Origin of the sequence: Billgrantia montanilacus, from assembly GCF_003336675.1 — a bacterium.
Classification (GTDB): Bacteria; Pseudomonadota; Gammaproteobacteria; order Pseudomonadales; family Halomonadaceae; genus Halomonas; species Halomonas montanilacus.
In genome coordinates this window covers 1-15941 of sequence record NZ_QPII01000011.1, presented here as the reverse complement: position 1 = coordinate 15941, position 15941 = coordinate 1, and the positions used below count along the sequence as shown (strand labels likewise).

18 protein-coding genes are annotated in these 15941 nt (G+C 64.0%); 9 read left to right on the top strand and 9 right to left on the bottom strand.

All coding sequences use genetic code 11. From position 1 onward, the window contains the following. Positions 1–195 precede the first annotated feature (195 nt). The 5 genes from DU505_RS14440 (at position 196) to DU505_RS14420 (ending at position 4989) form a co-directional block, all read left to right on the top strand. Positions 196–1491, top strand: coding sequence for an MATE family efflux transporter (locus DU505_RS14440; RefSeq protein ID WP_114479796.1), 1296 nt, complete (start codon positions 196–198; stop codon positions 1489–1491). 130 nt (positions 1492–1621) lie between these two features. After that, complete coding sequence (locus DU505_RS14435) at positions 1622–2932, top strand: short-chain fatty acid transporter (RefSeq protein WP_114479698.1); 1311 nt, start codon at positions 1622–1624, stop codon at positions 2930–2932. Between the two features lie 79 nt (positions 2933–3011). After that, positions 3012–3389 (top strand): DUF1622 domain-containing protein, encoded by a 378-nt coding sequence (locus tag DU505_RS14430; protein WP_181872834.1) that lies wholly within the window; start codon positions 3012–3014, stop codon positions 3387–3389. A 14-nt stretch (positions 3390–3403) separates the two neighbouring features. After that, positions 3404–3946, top strand: a complete 543-nt coding sequence (locus tag DU505_RS14425; RefSeq protein WP_114479696.1) for an acyl-CoA thioesterase — start codon at positions 3404–3406, stop codon at positions 3944–3946. Positions 3947–3981: 35 nt separating this feature from the next. Beyond that, positions 3982–4989 carry an ion transporter gene (locus tag DU505_RS14420; protein WP_114479695.1) on the top strand — a complete coding sequence of 336 codons (1008 nt, stop codon included), beginning with the start codon at positions 3982–3984 and terminating at the stop codon, positions 4987–4989. 37 nt (positions 4990–5026) lie between these two features. On the opposite strand, the gene DU505_RS14415 is transcribed toward DU505_RS14420, so the two are convergent. The 3 genes from DU505_RS14415 to DU505_RS14405 all read right to left on the bottom strand — a co-directional run bounded on the left by DU505_RS14415 (position 5027) and on the right by DU505_RS14405 (position 5848). Beyond that, complete coding sequence (locus tag DU505_RS14415; RefSeq protein WP_245947966.1) at positions 5027–5353, bottom strand: I78 family peptidase inhibitor; 327 nt, start codon at positions 5351–5353, stop codon at positions 5027–5029. Positions 5354–5480: 127 nt separating this feature from the next. Continuing rightward, positions 5481–5612 (bottom strand): entericidin A/B family lipoprotein, encoded by a 132-nt coding sequence (locus DU505_RS14410; protein WP_114479694.1) that lies wholly within the window; start codon positions 5610–5612, stop codon positions 5481–5483. A 104-nt stretch (positions 5613–5716) separates the two neighbouring features. After that, the gene (locus tag DU505_RS14405) at positions 5717–5848 is read right to left on the bottom strand and encodes an entericidin A/B family lipoprotein (RefSeq protein ID WP_114479693.1); all 132 of its coding nucleotides are present in this window, start codon (positions 5846–5848) and stop codon (positions 5717–5719) included. A 188-nt stretch (positions 5849–6036) separates the two neighbouring features. Here DU505_RS14405 and DU505_RS14400 point away from each other — a divergent pair, with 188 nt between their 5' ends. Beyond that, complete coding sequence (locus DU505_RS14400) at positions 6037–6459, top strand: HIT domain-containing protein (protein WP_114479692.1); 423 nt, start codon at positions 6037–6039, stop codon at positions 6457–6459. 6 nt (positions 6460–6465) lie between these two features. Here DU505_RS14400 and DU505_RS14395 read toward each other — a convergent pair whose 3' ends face one another. The 4 genes from DU505_RS14395 to DU505_RS14380 all read right to left on the bottom strand — a co-directional run bounded on the left by DU505_RS14395 (position 6466) and on the right by DU505_RS14380 (position 9195). After that, entirely contained in the window at positions 6466–7551 is a 1086-nt protein-coding gene (locus DU505_RS14395) for a nickel/cobalt transporter (RefSeq protein ID WP_422667042.1), read from the bottom strand. Then, positions 7542–8222 (bottom strand): DUF1007 family protein, encoded by a 681-nt coding sequence (locus DU505_RS14390; protein ID WP_245947965.1) that lies wholly within the window; start codon positions 8220–8222, stop codon positions 7542–7544. Before DU505_RS14390 ends, DU505_RS14395 begins: the two co-directional genes overlap by 10 nt. Positions 8223–8287: 65 nt before the next feature. Further along, complete coding sequence (locus tag DU505_RS14385) at positions 8288–8644, bottom strand: hypothetical protein (protein ID WP_114479689.1); 357 nt, start codon at positions 8642–8644, stop codon at positions 8288–8290. Continuing rightward, positions 8644–9195, bottom strand: coding sequence for a hypothetical protein (locus tag DU505_RS14380; RefSeq protein ID WP_114479688.1), 552 nt, complete (start codon positions 9193–9195; stop codon positions 8644–8646). The genes DU505_RS14385 and DU505_RS14380 overlap by 1 nt, the downstream gene beginning before the upstream one ends. 442 nt (positions 9196–9637) lie before the next feature. On the opposite strand from DU505_RS14380, the gene DU505_RS14375 reads away from it, so the two are divergent. Next, entirely contained in the window at positions 9638–10111 is a 474-nt protein-coding gene (locus tag DU505_RS14375) for a Dps family protein (protein ID WP_114479687.1), read from the top strand. 98 nt (positions 10112–10209) lie between these two features. Here DU505_RS14375 and DU505_RS14370 read toward each other — a convergent pair whose 3' ends face one another. Both DU505_RS14370 and DU505_RS14365 read right to left on the bottom strand, forming a co-directional pair. Then, positions 10210–11679, bottom strand: coding sequence for an aminoacyl-histidine dipeptidase (locus DU505_RS14370; RefSeq protein WP_114479794.1), 1470 nt, complete (start codon positions 11677–11679; stop codon positions 10210–10212). A 64-nt stretch (positions 11680–11743) separates the two neighbouring features. Next, positions 11744–13906, bottom strand: a complete 2163-nt coding sequence (locus DU505_RS14365) for a tRNA(Met) cytidine acetyltransferase TmcA (RefSeq protein WP_479688575.1) — start codon at positions 13904–13906, stop codon at positions 11744–11746. Between the two features lie 302 nt (positions 13907–14208). Here DU505_RS14365 and DU505_RS14360 point away from each other — a divergent pair, with 302 nt between their 5' ends. Both DU505_RS14360 and DU505_RS14355 read left to right on the top strand, forming a co-directional pair. Then, complete coding sequence (locus DU505_RS14360) at positions 14209–15312, top strand: TRAP transporter substrate-binding protein (protein WP_220250796.1); 1104 nt, start codon at positions 14209–14211, stop codon at positions 15310–15312. Between the two features lie 82 nt (positions 15313–15394). Continuing rightward, positions 15395–15941, top strand: a 547-nt coding sequence (locus DU505_RS14355) for a TRAP transporter small permease subunit (RefSeq protein WP_114479684.1), incomplete at its 3' end; no start/stop codon positions are given.

The window sequence follows — 15941 nt, the reverse complement described above, 5'->3', positions numbered from 1 at the left end:
ATCGAAAATGCTCGCCCTGAGTTCTACCAGGCTATAAAGGTCCCACAGCCCGCGGCCAGCATCCAGTCATTCGCCTGAGGGACAGTTGCGTTCTCTCCTACTGCCCGCCATGCTTCACGGTTTCGCCTCTCATCGGAAGACCCTGTGGCACCCCAGGAACTGGCTACTCCCTCCGCCGCCCGCCATCGCATCTGGATGCTGGCCTGGCCCATCATCCTGTCGAACATCACCGTGCCGCTGCTGGGGCTGGTGGACACTGCCGTGGTCGGTCACCTTCCGGATTCGCGCTACCTGGCAGGCGTCACCCTCGGCGCCACCCTGTTCAGCTTCCTCTACTGGGGCTTCGGTTTCCTGCGCATGGGCACCACGGGGCTGACCTCCCAGGCGGTGGGGCGCGAAAGCGACAGTGACGTACGCAACCTGCTGGGCCAGTCGCTGCTGATGGCCGCCGCCATCGGTACCCTGTTGATCCTGCTCTCGCGGCCGCTGATATCTCTCGGCCTCTGGCTGCTGAACGGCAGCGAAGTGGCCACCGAACTGGCGGCCGAGTACGCGCAGATCCGCATTCTCTCGGCGCCGGCGGTGCTGGCCAACTATGCGATCCTCGGCTGGTTCCTCGGCCAGCAGAATTCACGGGTTACCCTGCTTATCCTGGTCCTGACCAACAGCGTCAATATCGCCCTCGACCTGCTCTTCGTGGTGGGGCTCGGCATGACCAGCGACGGGGTGGCCTGGGCCACGGTCATCGCCGACTACACGGCGCTGGCCTTCGGACTATGGCTGGTGACCCGCCAGCTGAAACTGCTGGAGGGCAGCTTCCTACGCAACCGCCTGCTGAAAGTGGCCGCTTACGTCGAGCTCTTCCACGTCAATGCCAATCTCTTCGTGCGCACCCTGGGGCTGCTGTTCGCCATGGCCTTCTTCACCTCGCGCGGCGCCGTGCAGGGCGACACCGTGCTGGCGGCCAATGCCGTGCTGCTGCAGTTCATCATGCTGACCAGCTATGCCCTTGACGGCTTCGCCCATGCCACCGAGGCGATTGTCGGCCGCTCGGTGGGTCGCCGCCGCTGGGACGAGTTTGCCACCACCGTGCGCACCGCAGCCTGGTTTTCGCTGACCACTGCAGGCATCGCCTCGCTGGTTTTCGCCCTCGGCGGACATTACCTCATCGCCCTGCTGACGGGGCTACCGGAAGTGCGTGCCACGGCAGGCAGCTACCTGCCATGGATGGTGGCCATGCCGCTGATCGCCGTGTGGAGTTACCTGCTGGACGGGGTCTTCATCGGTGCCACGGCGATACGCGAGATGCGCAACAGCATCTTCATTGGCCTGGCCGCCTATCTGCCGGTCTGGTGGGCGACCCAGGGGTGGGGTAACCATGGCCTGTGGCTGGCCTTCCTGACGTTCAGCCTGGTGCGTTCGGCCGTGCTTGGCGCCTATTACCTTCATCACCGTCGTACCCGCTGGCGCCCGGCGCGCCCTTCCCTTTGACAAAACCTGGCATTCGTCCCACCGTTGATGAGTCGAACCGTGCAACCTTCTGAGCTTGCGCTACTTTTCTCAGACGACATGAGTGCCATTCCATAACACATTTCATAACATTAGAAGAAGCGAAACTGCCATGCTCAAGTTCCTCTCCAAGCCCGCCGTGAGGCTGGTCGATCGCTATCTGCCCGATCCATTCATTTTCGTGCTACTGCTAACGATCATCGCGGCCGCCGCGGCCATTGGCGTCGAACGCCAGACACCGCTGGCGGTGTTGCGCTTCTGGGGCGATGGCTTCTGGAACCTGCTGACGTTCTCGATGCAGATGCTACTGATTCTGGTCACCGGCTTCATGCTGGCCAGCTCACCGCCGGTGAAGCGCCTGCTGCAACAGCTGGCAGGCAAGGCCAAGAACGCCGGTAGCGCCATCATCCTGGTCACCCTGGTGTCGCTGATGGCCAGCTGGATCAACTGGGGCTTCGGGCTGGTGGTGGGCGCCCTGTTCGCCAAGGAACTGGCACGGCTGGTACGGGTCGACTATCGCCTGCTGGTGGCCAGCGCCTACTCCGGCTTCGTGGTCTGGCACGGCGGGCTGGCCGGCTCCATTCCGCTGACCATCGCAACCGACGGGCACTTCACCGCCGACCAGATCGGCGTGATCGGCACCGGTTCCACCATCTTCTCCTTCTTCAATCTGGCGATCGTAGCCTGCCTGTTCATCAGCATTCCCCTGGTCAACCGCCTGATGCTGCCCGACGAGAAGGATAGCGTCTACGTGGACCCCAAGGTGCTTGGGGAGGCGCCTGATGCCCGGGCACGCATCACCCGCCCGGCCGATCGACTGGAGAACAGCGTGACCCTGGCCTGGCTGGTGGGCATCCCTGGGGTGATCTTCCTGCTCGACCACTTCCTCCTGCGCGGCGGCGGCCTCAACCTGAACATCGTCAACTTCATGTTCCTGTTCCTGGCCATTGTGCTGCATCGCACCCCCCGCAGCCTGCTCGAGAGCCTCAACGAGGCGATCAAGGGCGGCGCCGGCATCGTGATCCAGTTTCCGTTCTACGCCGGGATCATGGCGATCATGGTGCAATCGGGCCTGGCCGAGACCATGTCCCAGAGCCTGATTTCGTTTGCCACCGAGACCTCGCTGCCGTTCTGGTCCTTTATCAGTGCCGGCATCGTCAACCTCTTCGTCCCCTCCGGCGGCGGCCAGTGGGCGGTGCAGGCACCGGTGATGCTGCCGGCGGCCGAAGCCCTGGGGGTGGATGTCTCGCGCGTAGCCATGGCCGTTGCCTGGGGCGACGCCTGGACCAACCTGCTGCAGCCTTTCTGGGCCCTGCCGGTACTCGCCATTGCAGGCTTGAAGGCCAAGGACATCATGGGCTTCTGCCTGATCCAGCTTTTCATTACTGGCATCATCATTGCCGCGGGCCTGACCTGGTTCTGAGCCCAGCGACATGTCTTAGCGCGGTTCCCGGGCCTACCTGGAACCGCTGTCATTTATCCACTCCTTGAGCCTTATGCGAATGCTCGTTGAAGTCATCGATACAATTGCACTGCTCATCGAAGTGCTGGGTGTCGTCGTCATCGTTGGCGGATTCGCCATTACCTCCTGGCGCTTCCTCCACCACGGCATGTTTCATGACCAGCGGGCCTTCATGCACTATCGCCACGGTATTGCGCGATCGCTCATACTCGGGCTGGATTTTCTGATTGCCGGCGACGTCATCAAGACTGTCATTATTTCCAACACCGGACAGCAGGTCGCCACACTGGGTCTCATCGTTCTGATACGCGCGTTTTTGGGCTTTACCCTGCATGTCGAAGTGGAAGGCCACTGGCCGTGGCAGGATAGCCGCTACAAGGAAGCGAAGGACAGCGACCGGGGGGACGACCATGGCTGACGAGGTACCTACAGATGACCGATTCCGGCAACCTGCCCCATGATTTGCCCGGCCAGCATGAATTGAGCATGACCGTGCTGATGACTCCCGACATGGCCAACTTCAGCGGCAAGGTCCATGGCGGCGCCATCCTGAAGAAACTCGATGAAGTGGCATATGCCTGCGCCAGTCGCTACTCGGGCCACTATGTCGTGACGCTCTCCGTCGACCAGGTGCTGTTCAAGCAGCCGATCCACGTCGGCGAACTGGTGACGTTCCTTGCCTGCGTCAACCACGTCGGCCGCTCCTCGATGGAGATCGGCGTGAAAGTCGTCGCCGAGGACATACGCAACAAGGTGATCCGGCATACCAACAGCTGCTACCTTACCATGGTGGCAGTGGACGCCAGCGGACACCCGGCACCGGTGCCGCCGCTCAAGCTGACCACGTCGCTGCAGAAACTGCGCTTCGAGAAGGCCGCGCTGCGCAAGAAACTGCGCAAGAAGGCCGAAGAGGAGGAGCATCAAGCCCAGAAGAATCACTTCGCCAGCCAGGCGAACCAGCGGCAGGATAGTTGACGCACCCCCAGCCCGATAGCGCACAAGGAGTGGCCATGTCCCGTACCCCAGCCGACCGCGGCAGACCCTCCGGGTTCATCGAGCGCATCCATCTGGCCTGGGATCTGGTCATCATCGTGCTGGTCGTGGCCAACCTGTTGCTGCTGCTGGTCGATGGCCTGTTCCTGCTGGCACCACTAAACGACGCCTTCGAAGCCATCGCCCCGGGGCTGCATGGCGCCTACGACCGGCATATCCATGACAACTTCCTCGCCATTGACCTGGTCTTCGTTGCGATCTTCGTGCTCGACGTCCTTCTGGGCTGGGCGGTGGCGATCGCCGAGCGCCGCTATCACCGCTGGTTCTTCTATCCTTTCGTGCACTGGTACGACGTGCTGGGGTGCATTCCGGTGGGGGGCTTCCGGCTGCTGAGGATATTGCGCGTCATTTCACTGCTCCACCGCCTGCAACGGCTGGAAATGATCGACATCCGCCAATGGCGGCTGTACGGCGTCTACGCCAAGTACTACGACATACTGATCGAGGAGCTGTCGGACCGGACCGCCCTGCGCCAGTTGGGCAGTATCCAGGAGCAGGTGCGCAGCAGCGATTCTCTGTCGCAGCGAATCGTCGACGAGGTGATCATGCCGCGTAAGCAGCAGCTGATCCACGAAATTTGCCGACGCCTTGAGGATATGTCTGACAGCGCCTACCGGGCCAATCGCGATGACCTGATGCGCTTCATCAACGCCCTGGTCAGGCGAACCCTGGCGGAGAGCCCCGAGATCAAGCGGCTAAGACGCCTGCCATTGGGTGGCCAGGTCGCCAGTGCCCTCGACGAAGCGCTCAGCGATATTGCGCAACGCCTGGTGCACGAGGCCATCGAGGGTCTGCACTCGCCCGAATTCGACTCATTGGTGGAACACATCGCCGACAGCAGCTTCGACGCCTGGCTGAGGGTCGATGCACATACCGACCGAGTGACCGAGCAGGTGCTGCTCGACATCCTGGAGCTGCTCAAGGAGCAGGTCGCCCGCCAGCGCTGGAAGCAGCGCTATGACTGATGCGTAGGGAAACGACTGAAGCGCACGGAAACCGGCTTCAGCCGCAGCCGATGTCGGTGATCACCCCGTTCTCATCGATGCGCACGTTGAGACGATCCTCGCGGTACTCGAGGGTATAGGCGTGGCCGGGGCGCATCACTCGCAGCGTACCGGCACCGCTCTGTTCGCGTATCGACTCGCCCAGTGCCTCGTCATAGCGGCGCCCGACACGGTCCTGGACACGGCTCGCGCCACAGGCATTCTCTCCACTGCTGACGCGGGGAGGCTCCGGCGCAGGCTCGCGGGGTGGGTTGTTCTGGTTCATGGGAGCACAAGCGGTTAGCAGCAGCAGGCTGGTAAACGACAGACACAGCTTCATGGACATGGCCATCGGTTCGCCTCAATGGCTGACGGGAATAACAGCGAAGACCGGCCGAAGGGAGGCGCACACGGACATGCCGCCTGGCACGCCCGTGTGTCGGCCGAACCGAACATAGCGTTAGAGCACGGGCTTATTCGGCGGCATCCTGTACTGCCTGTCCGCCGCGCTCCACATCCTCTCCGGCACCTTGCATGGTGTTGCAGCCTGCAAGGGCGCCGGCGGTCATCAGCAGGGCAAAGCTAAGAGCAATGGCTTTCTTCATGGTCGTTTCTCCTTGAAAATGACAGGGACATCCATTCCTTTCCGTGAAGCAATGGCCTCGTTCAGCGTAACAGGCCTCGCCAAGCCTTGCCTAATTCTGCCGCTTCAATCTGCCTGGCGCTGAATCGCCTCACCGCCTCTCTCGATATCCTCGCCTGCGCCACGCATGGTGTTGCAACCACTCAGCAGTGACAGGGCAAAGAGCGAAACCAGCAACATGGGTAGTATCCGTTTCATTTTGCCTTCTCCGTTGGGCAGGATGTCTGCCTCTATAATCTAGCATCGACGGCACCCCCCTGCGCTAATTAAGACAACAATGCCTCGCTCCACTGTCGTGAAGCCATTCCCGTCATGGCTGTGTCATGATGGAGCCGGTGGGTAGCCAAGGTGGACAGTCAACGCGGCGATAACGACGAGGGGGAGCCATGACAGTCATTGAACTCGACAAGCGCTTGGTACAGGACAGCTACCCGGTAACCGAACTGTCGCTGTGTCAGCTCCGCTTGATGGACGACTCCCGCTTCCCGTGGCTGGTACTGATTCCACGCCGCAACGGCGTAAGCGAGATATTCGATCTGGACGAGGCGGACCAGCAGCGGCTGTGGCACGAAGCCACGCAGGTCGGCCGGATGTTGAAGACCCTGGCCAAGGGAGACAAGCTCAACATTGCCAGCCTCGGCAACGTCGTGTCCCAACTCCATGTCCATGTTGTCGTCAGGCGCAGGGACGATGCCGCCTGGCCCGCGCCCGTATGGGGCCATGGCGAGGCCGAACCCTACGACCTGGACGGCCTGGCCAGCATGCGGGACCACCTGCTGGCCCAGCTCGAGGCCCTCAAGCTACGCTAGGCGGACTCAGCCTCCACCGAAGGGGTTGGTCCGGGCGGGCGACTCGGCATCGGCACTGCGCGAAGGCGGCTCCCCCAGCAGTGGCGCCGATGCGGGCTGGGACACCCCGGTCACGGAAAGCGAGATTCCCAGTGTCATGATGGCCAGCCCGCCCCCCAGGGATGCCCACCCCAGCATCCGACCGGCGCGCTCCATGCTGCTCTGCCGGGCCAGCCGACGCTCGGCCCAGCCACGCGCCACGACGCTGGCCAACGCCAGGCCGGAGACGGTCAATGCCGTGCCCAGCGCCATGACCATGACGGCCGCCACCCCGACCGAAAACTGGCCCAGCAGCGTCGCCGCACCCAACAGCAATACCCCGCCGCTGCAAGGGCGAATACCGATGGCAACGACGGTGGCCAGCGCGGTGCGCCAGTCGGCGGCCTGCCGGGGGTCCACATGATGATGCCCCCCGCAGCAGTGTTCATGGCCATGCTCATGGCCATGATGTGGGTCCACTACGTGGTCTGATGAGTTGCCTGATGCCTGGTCCGCTGCAGCGCCTGGCGACGAATGAGCGTGACTGAGGAGCACTGGGCGTCGCAGCTGGCGAATGGCACGCAGGCAGAGCCAGGCACCGAGCAGGGCCACCATCAGGAAGCTGGCCTGCTCGACCCAGGCCACACTACCCATGGCCTGGCGGGTGACCCAGCCCAGGCCATGCACCAGCACCACGACCAGGCTGATGGCGACGACGCCCTGCAACAACGAAGCGGCGAAGGAGAGCGCCAGGGCACGGCGAACCGCTCCGCCCTGGGTGAGCAGATAGGTGGTCAGTACCGCCTTGCCGTGACCAGGCCCTGCGGCATGGAAGACCCCATAACCGAAGCTGATGCCCAGCAAAGCCATCCAGGTGGACGGCGAAGGTGTTCCGGAGAGCTCGGTGATCGCCAGGGTAAGGGCGCGATGAAAATCCCGCTGCCAGGAGACCAGCTGAAAGCTCAGCGACTGGAAGCTCCCTTGGACAACCAGCAGGACCACGGCGGCGGCCAGCAGTAGGCCCACCCCGGCCAGCCACCCTCTGCCATGCAGACGCAGACCCCTCATTCGCATGTCACCTCCCCGGTTTCGGCGAAGTGGCGGCCTAGCCCGGGCTCGGCTTCATCGGTGATATCCAGCATCGATGCCTCCATGACCAGCTCGGGATCCGGGTCGGCAGGCATGATCCGTGTTGTGCAGGCCAACTCGCCATTGACCGTCAGGGCATCGTCCAGGGGAGTGTTGCCTTCGGCTTCGTGCACCACCTCGAGGTAGTAGGTGGGATCGAACACCTTGTAGTGCAGTGTCTTACCGCTCAGCGGCAGCGGCGTCTCCAGCGGCAGCATGAAGATGAACTCGACTCGCCCTCCGCGCTCCATGACGGTGTATTCGGCCACCTCTCCCACGGCAAGCTTCTCGCCCCCCACCTGCAGTTCGGTGAAATAGTCATGGGGCGCCAGGTTTTGCCGTATTTCGCCACCCAGCTTGTCCAGCCCCGCCTCGAGCCCGCCCTCGCCCTCGGCCAGCCCCAGCTCCTCGAGGATGATCAGGCTATAGAAGGGATCCATGCGCCAGGCCTGATGCAGCCCTTCCAGGCGGCCCTGGTCGTCGAGGACCAATCGCATGCGCATGTCGATCCAGCCATGGGGGTGCGCCTGGACCAGGCTCGGCAGCACCAACAGGGCCGTCAGCCAAATCAGCCAGAAGCGAGCACGGCTCGGCATAGCAGGGCGTAAAAGCGTCATAGTCTTTGGGTATCTCGAACAGGTGGAACAGGGTGCGCAATACCAGGCGGCGTTACACAGAGACATCAGGGTGCCAGCCCGAGCCGGGTCTGCAGTGCCGCGAGCAGGCGGTCGAGCAGGTAGGGCGACAAGGGGCGCCCACCCCGTGTGGCCGTCAGCGAGATGCGTGCCGCCTCGCCCTCCGGCGTGACCTCCGCCCTGACCCGATAGCCGGGCCAGCGGGCCAGCGCCGCTTCCACCCTGCCCAGTTCGACATCCGCATGGCGAATCACGTAGCCCTCCTCCATCAACAGGTCGACGGTTTCCTGCAGCACGTCGTCTGGCGTAGCGGCCAGGGAGAGTTCGCGAGGCTCGGGGGCCGGGGCAGTGGCAGCACAGCCGGCCAGCAGCAGCGCTAGCAAAAGGGTGACGAAACGGGACATCAGGCGCCTCCCCGGGAGTCGGTCGCGGTCATGGCATTGCGCAGCGAAAGGCAGAAGTCGGTGTCGCTGGCACTGCGGCTCTCGCGGATCTCGCCCTGCCAGTCGATGATCTGGATATCCCGGGTGACCCGCACCCAGTCACCATCAGCCACCAGCGAGACACGCTCCAGGCGCGTGGCATCACGCGTAAAGCTGCCTCCCCCACCGCCGAAGCCGATCATCACACCGGTGGATAGACCGCCGCGCCCACCGCCTACGCCATAGCCACCGAATACACCGACACGCTCACGGTCGTAGAAGTCGCCGTAGCCGGGCACTGTACGGGTGCGCTCGGCATTGACCAGCCCCAGCGCCGTCTCGGTGTGCCGAATCACGAAACCGTCCCGCTCGAGTATCGTGAGGGAGCGACGCAGCCACTCGTCAGCATCGATATCGCCGGCTTCCCAACGGCACTCCGCAGCCGGTCGAGGCTCCGCCGTAGGCAGTGCCGTGGGGGCCGTCTGGCAGCCGGCCAGTATCAGCAGGCAGGGCATCCACCACCATGAACGCATTGGGTATCTCCCGATCGATTTGGCTCGCAGTCTACTCGGCACAGGGCACCATACAACCACCAGGTGAGCGGCATGCCACGCCAACGCCGTCTATCAGAGTCTCGCCATGACCCAGGGTTCCCGCAAGGTCGTCGATGGTGCGGCAAAACTTCGCACATCCTTGAAAAACGATACGCTCGGCGACACATCATGAAGGAACGCTATGGAGGCGATGATCAGATTTTGCTTATCGCCCGGCGCCGGGGCTTTTACACTGGCTATCCAACCATGGCGATGCAAATCGCTCCCGGAACGGCGATTTGCCCAACGGATCTGCTTTTTACCAGGAGGCGCGCTCTCAAGGGACCACTCTCAAGAACTACTCTCAAGAACTACTCTCAAGGGCCCATTCTCAAGAGAAGCATCCTCCCGGGAGAAGCACCCAGCACAAGGAGCACTGCACATGAGCGACACCAATGCCATCGGCCTGCACGAAGACAGCGCCAGCCAGCTTGCCGAAAAACTCAACGCCCTGCTGGCCAACTACCAGATTTTCTACATGAACGTGCGCGGCTACCACTGGAACGTAAAGGGCCCTCAGTTCTTCGAGCTACACACCAAGTTCGAGGAGCTCTATACCGACCTGCTGACCAAGGTCGACGAAGTGGCCGAGCGCATCCTGACGCTGGGGCATCAGCCAGCCCACGCCTACAGCGACTATGTGTCCATGGCGGTGATCGGCGAAGACAAGGATGTACGAGATGGCGAAGCCTGCGTACGAGGCGTGCTCAAGGGCTACCAGACGCTGATCGAGCTGCAGCGAGAGGTTCTCGCCCTGGCGTCCGATGCCGATGACGAAGGCACCGCCGCCCAGGCCGGTGACTACATTCGCGAGCAGGAAAAGACCGTCTGGATGCTCAACGCCTACCTGGGTTGACTCTCGGACCCGGTTGTTCTCTATACCGGCTCACCGCTCCTACGGCACCGCCCTTCGGCCGGTGCCGTTTTTCGCACCCGGTTTCTCCTGACGCCACGTCAGGCCACCCGACTCTCGGCGAGATCCTCGATCAGTCCCCGCAGCAACGCCCAGAACTCCTCGACGGACGCCAGTTCCACGCGCTCGTCGGGAGAGTGGGCGCCGCGAATCAGCGGGCCGAAGGAGATCATGTCGAGGTGGGGATACTTGCCAGCCAGGATGCCGCACTCCAGCCCGGCATGGATCACCTTGACCGCCGGGTCGCTACCCAGCTGCCGTTGATGCAGCCGGCGAAAGCGTGCCAGTAGAGGGCTGTCGGGGTCGGGTGTCCAGCCGGGATAACCGTTCTCGACCCGGGTGCGGGCACCGATCAGGTCGAAGAGCCCGGCAAAGCGGTCGGCCATGTCCGCCGCGGCAGAGTCGTGCAGCGAGCGAACCAGGGCGCAAAGATGAAAGCGCCCCTCTTCCAGGCTGACCACACCCAGGTTGTTGGAGGTCTCGACCACGCCGGGCACGCCCAGGCTCATCCGCTCCACGCCACAGGGGGCCACGTGCAGCGCCGCCACCAGCATCCGGCTGGCATGGGCATTGAGTGCCTTGGCCGGTGGCGACATCAGCGGCTGCAGCGCCAGCGTCACCCCTTCATCGACGCCTGCAAGCTCGGTACGTAGCTCCTGCTGGAGCGCAGCGATCCGCTCGCGGGCAGCCGTTTCCTCGTCTGCCGGCAGGGCCAGGGTGGCAAACGCCTCACGGGGCAAGGCATTGCGCAGGGTGCCGCCGTGGTAGTCCACCAGGCGCGCATCGAAGGCCTCCAGCGCCCGCAAGGCCCGCACCAGCAGCCGGTTGGCGTTGCCACGGCCCCGGTGAATGTCGATGCCGGAGTGCCCCCCGACCAGGCCGGTCAGGGAGAGCCGTAGTGCCATTTCGTCGTCGCCAAGCTCGCCGGTGGGCAGCTGCGCCTCGACCACGATATCGGCACCACCGGCACAACCGATGAAGACCTCGCCGCGATCCTCGGAGTCGAGGTTGAGCAAGACCTGGCCGTCGAGCCACTCCTCTGCCAGGTTCAGGGCGCCGCCCATGGAGGACTCCTCCTCCAGAGTGAACAGCGCCTCGAGCGGGCCGTGCTTCAGGCTCACATCCTCGAACACGGCAAGCGCCGCCGCCACCCCCAGCCCGTTATCCGCCCCCAGCGTGGTATGGCGGGCATGCAGCCAGCCCTCCGCCACGTAGGTCGCGATGGGGTCCCTGGTGAAGTCATGTGGGTGGTCGAGGTTGGCCTGAGCCACCATATCCAGGTGCCCCTGCAAGATGACACCCGGCGCCTCTTCATGGCCCGGCGTGGCAGGCTTGCGAATGCGCAGGTTGCCGAAGGCATCGCGGTCATGGGCCAGGCCGCGGGCATCGGCCCAGGCCTCGATAACGGCCACCAGTGCGGCCTCGTGCCCGGAGGGGCGCGGCGTATTGCACAGGGTCCGGAAATGCCGCCACAGTGGCTGCGGTGAAAGCTGCTCGAGATGTTCGTTCATCATTGATTCTTCATGTGGATAACCGAGCTACCTTACCGGGACGGTGACGCCGGGGAAAGTCCACTTAACTCTCCACCCAACCTTGCGCGACCTGTCCCTCGATGAGCCGTGCCACTGACTTGCGCAGCTGCTCCATGACGCCGCGCCGACCCGCCACCTTCATGTTAGTCGCCAACCAGCGTATGTCACGGCCCTGAAAAGCCCAGGCCACCAAGCTGGCCAGCGTCGGGTCGTCCCGCCGCTCGACTGCCGCCTGGCGCAGCAGGGCCTGCAGGGCCGGGCGTGCCAGGGCCGGCTCACGGTAGCCGAAGGCCACGTCGGCGATATCGCGGCGATCGGTGGCATCCAGAGAGGGGCTCGGGCCTTCGGCCAGCAGCATCAACGCCACTGTTGGGTCCAGGGTCTTGAGCTCGAAGGCGAGCAACGTCGGCAGCAGTCGCTGAAAACCCATGGCCAGCTCTTCGACCAGGGCCTCGCCCCGCCCACTGCTCGGCGCAAGCACCATCAATGCATGCTCGCCAGTGGACGTCTCCCGGGATAGCCCCAGCCTGACCGCCCGAAAGCCCTGCGCCTGCCAGAAAGCAATCAGTCCCGGCTCGGCGCCGAAGCTTGCACCCAGCAGGTCAACGCCGTCCCTGCGGGCCGCTGCCAGTGCCGCGGCGAGCAGCCGTCGCCCCAACCCCTCGCGCCGGCGCCCTGGGTGCACGGCGATGCGCTGCACGCGGCGCAGCCGAGCCTTGAGGGCCTCGCGGGAGCCGGCGTGTGCAGCCAGGGATTGCGCCAACAGATGTCCCGGTGGGCGACGCTCGCCCCTCGCCACCCGCTCGGCCAGCTCGTTATCGAAACCCCCTTCGTCTCCCTGGACGATCACCCCCTGGGCATGCCCTTCGGCATCGAGCGTCGAGACCTGCAGCCCCGGCTCATCAAGCAGGCGTCGCAGGTCTCCCGGAGTGGTGCGGTAATGGGCCTGGACCAGCAGCCCAAAGACTTCTCGAAGTGCCGCTTCATCGGTGACGAGCCGATCGCGCGGCCACGCCTTCTCGACCAGCGCGGTTGTCGTGGGCGCAGCGCGAGAAGGCTCGGCATCGAGCAGCAACAAATCGCTGACCAGATGCTCCAACGGGTCGCCCTCCGCCCAACGTACCGGTGCCCCAAGATGGAATTCATGCCAGTCAGGCGCCTGGCGCTGCAGCCGCTCCCGAAAGCGCAGGGCAAAGCCGCGCCCGGAGCCTTCGTAGCCATGAACCGTTGTGGCGAAGGCGATCCGCGGGAAGGCCTCGAGCCACTGGCCCAGCAGGCTGGCGGGAATCGCCGCCGCCTCGTCCACCAGCAGCCGGCTGCCACTGCCGCCCGCATCCCCCCGCTCCGCCATGGCGGCCAGCGCATCCGGCGCGACGAACGCCACGCGCCCACCGCTGCCGTCGACGAAGTCATTGCCATGACGCTCCCCTTGCGGGCACAGCGCCGCCAGCCGCTCGAACAGTGCCGACACCGCAGTGGGCCGGGGAGCCGTGACCAGTATTTCACGCTCCCCCGCAGCCAGCAGCCGGGCGCAGGCGATTCCCAGGGCCGCCGTCTTGCCGCGCCCGCGGTCCGCCGTGAGCACCAGCGGCCGGCGGCGCTTCAACCTGACCAGCCGCGACACCGCCTCGGCCTGGTCGGCCGTCAGGCAGTCCGGGTCTTCGACGGAACTGGTCCTGGCAGACTCCTCGCCGGACCATTGGGGCAGCATCGGCATCTCCCCGGACCGCCAGCGTGCCACGCTGCCGTCCATTTCCAGCCGGTGGCGTAGACGTGAGAGGTAGGGGCCCTTCGCCGGGCGTCCCGCTCGCGGCCTTCCCCAGCCTTCCGCAGTGAGCAACAGCAACAGCCCCCCGGCGCGGAGGGTGCCGCTCAAGGCGCCGAAGGCGTCGGGATCGAAGTCGGCGCCCGCCGTCAGCGTATCGAACACGACCAGATCATGCTCGCCGCCCAGGTGGCTGCGCGCCCTCGCCGGAGAAAGCCAGTGAGCGGCCTCGCATTCGGGGGGATGCTCGGCCCCCACCCAGCACGGCGCCTGCCAGCTACGCTGCTGCCAGATGCTGGCGGCACGCGCGCGGGCCTCGCCCGCATCACCGCTGATCCAGACCAGTCCTCGCCAGCGGGACCTCGCCATTTGGTCTGACCAATTCAGCAATAAAGCGACATTTGACTCTCTCAAAACCCCTCCTTTGTCAGCAACCGTCACTTCCCTGGCAGCCGTTAAGCGTCTTCTACCTTAGCAATTGGTCGAAACACGACGCTGACGCCCAGCCGTTAGTTCGCTAATTTAAAATGCACTTTCGAGGATTTTAGCAGCGTATTTTTTTATTTTCATAACATAATTAGCGAAGTTTCCGACATCATCCCGAAATTCAGCGCAGTGTCGCATGATCCGAAATTGGTATTACCAATTTTCCAACTTGAGCCCAATCAGACCCCTCTATAATCTCGTCCTCGGAATAGGCCTTTCCTAAAACAATACCCGTCGCAACAAGTGGAGTCGCGTCTATGCAAGCCATTACTGGCCCCAGAATACCTGTACGCTTTAAACTGATCGGCACAACAGCTGCCGTGATGCTGGCAAGTGCCACCCTGGCAAGTGCCGCCAATGCTCAGGAGAGCGTTCGCTGGCAGGTGCCCATCGCCTTCCCGTCACACCTCGTCGGCCTGAGTACGCCGGTGGTACACCTCTCCGAAACTCTGGAAGCCATCTCCGACGGCAATATCAACCTGCGCTACTACGAGCCGGGCGAACTGATCCCGCCGTTCGAGATTCTCGATGCCGTCTCCGAGGGCCGCTACCCGGCCGGCTTCACCTGGATCGGCTACGACCAGGGCAGCATTCCGGTGCTGCCGCTGCTCTCGGGCCCTCCCTTCGGCATGGAGCCGCCCGCCTTCATGGCCTGGCACTACTTCGGCGACGGCGACGAGCTGCTGCAGGAAGTGTATGAGCCCTATGGCGTCAAGGCACTGCTGTGCGGCGTCATTGGTCCCGAAGCCGCCGGCTGGTTCGCCGAGCCGCTGGAGTCCCTCGACCAGATCGACGGCCTGCGCATTCGCTTCGCCGGTATCGGCGGTCGTGTCATGGAAAACCTGGGCGCCTCGGTCACCATGCTGCCCGGCGGCGAGCTCTACCAGGCCATGGAGCGCGGCACCATCGACGCCACGGAATTCTCCGCCCCGGCGGTCGACCGTATCCTGGGCATGCAGGAGATCGTCCAGAACTACATCATGCCGGGCTGGCACCAGACCTATACCACCTCTCATCTGCTGGTAAACCAGGAGACCTGGGACGACCTGACCGACCTGAGCCGCGCCCAGATCGAGACCGGCTGTCGCTCCGCAACCCTGTTCGGCTTCTCCGAGAGCGAGTGGGAGAACCCCCAGGCGCTGGCGGAATTCGAGGCAGAGGGCGTGAACGCCCAGACCCTGTCGCCGGAGATTCTCGCCGAGCTAGAGGCGGTCACCATGCAGGTACTGGAAGAGATGTCCAGCGAGGATGAGCTGTTCGCCCGTGTCCTGGAGAGCCAGCGTGAGTGGATGGACGTCCACGGCAACTGGCACTCGAAAGGCTACTTGCCGCGTTCCTACTACGCGCCCAAGTCCGACTGATCATCACCAGCCGAGCATCAGGGGGCCGCAAGGCCCTCTGATGCGTATGGCACTGCTTCCGGTAATATGAGGCCGCTCCTCGATGTCTACACCCAATCCCGATCACGCATCGGCCAATTCGCCTCACCCACAGCCACAGGATCTCCCCACCAACCGGCTGAGCCACGTTCTCGACTCCGCCATCGCGGTGATCGGCAAGACGCTCTCCTGGCTGTGGATCGCCACCCTCGCCGTCGTGCTGACCAATGTCTTCAGCCGTTTCATCCTCGGCCGCGGTTCCATCGCCCTGGAGGAGATGTCCTGGCACCTCTTCGGCGCCACCATGATTCTTACCCTGGCCTATGCCGTGGTCACCGATGATCACGTGCGCGTCGACGTGCTGCGCGAGCGGTTCTCGCTGCGCTTCCAGGCCTGGGTCGAACTGCTCGGCATCGTCCTGCTGGTGCTGCCGGTCCTCTATTTCATGATCGACGGCCTCACCGAGTACGCCTATCGCGCCTTTGCCCGGGGCGAGCGCTCCCAGGCGCCCAGCGGCCTGCCCTATCGCTTCATCATCAAGAGCACGCTGCCCATCGGCATGGCCCTCATCGCCATCGCGCTCTCGTCGCGGGCGCTGCGCTGCTGCACCT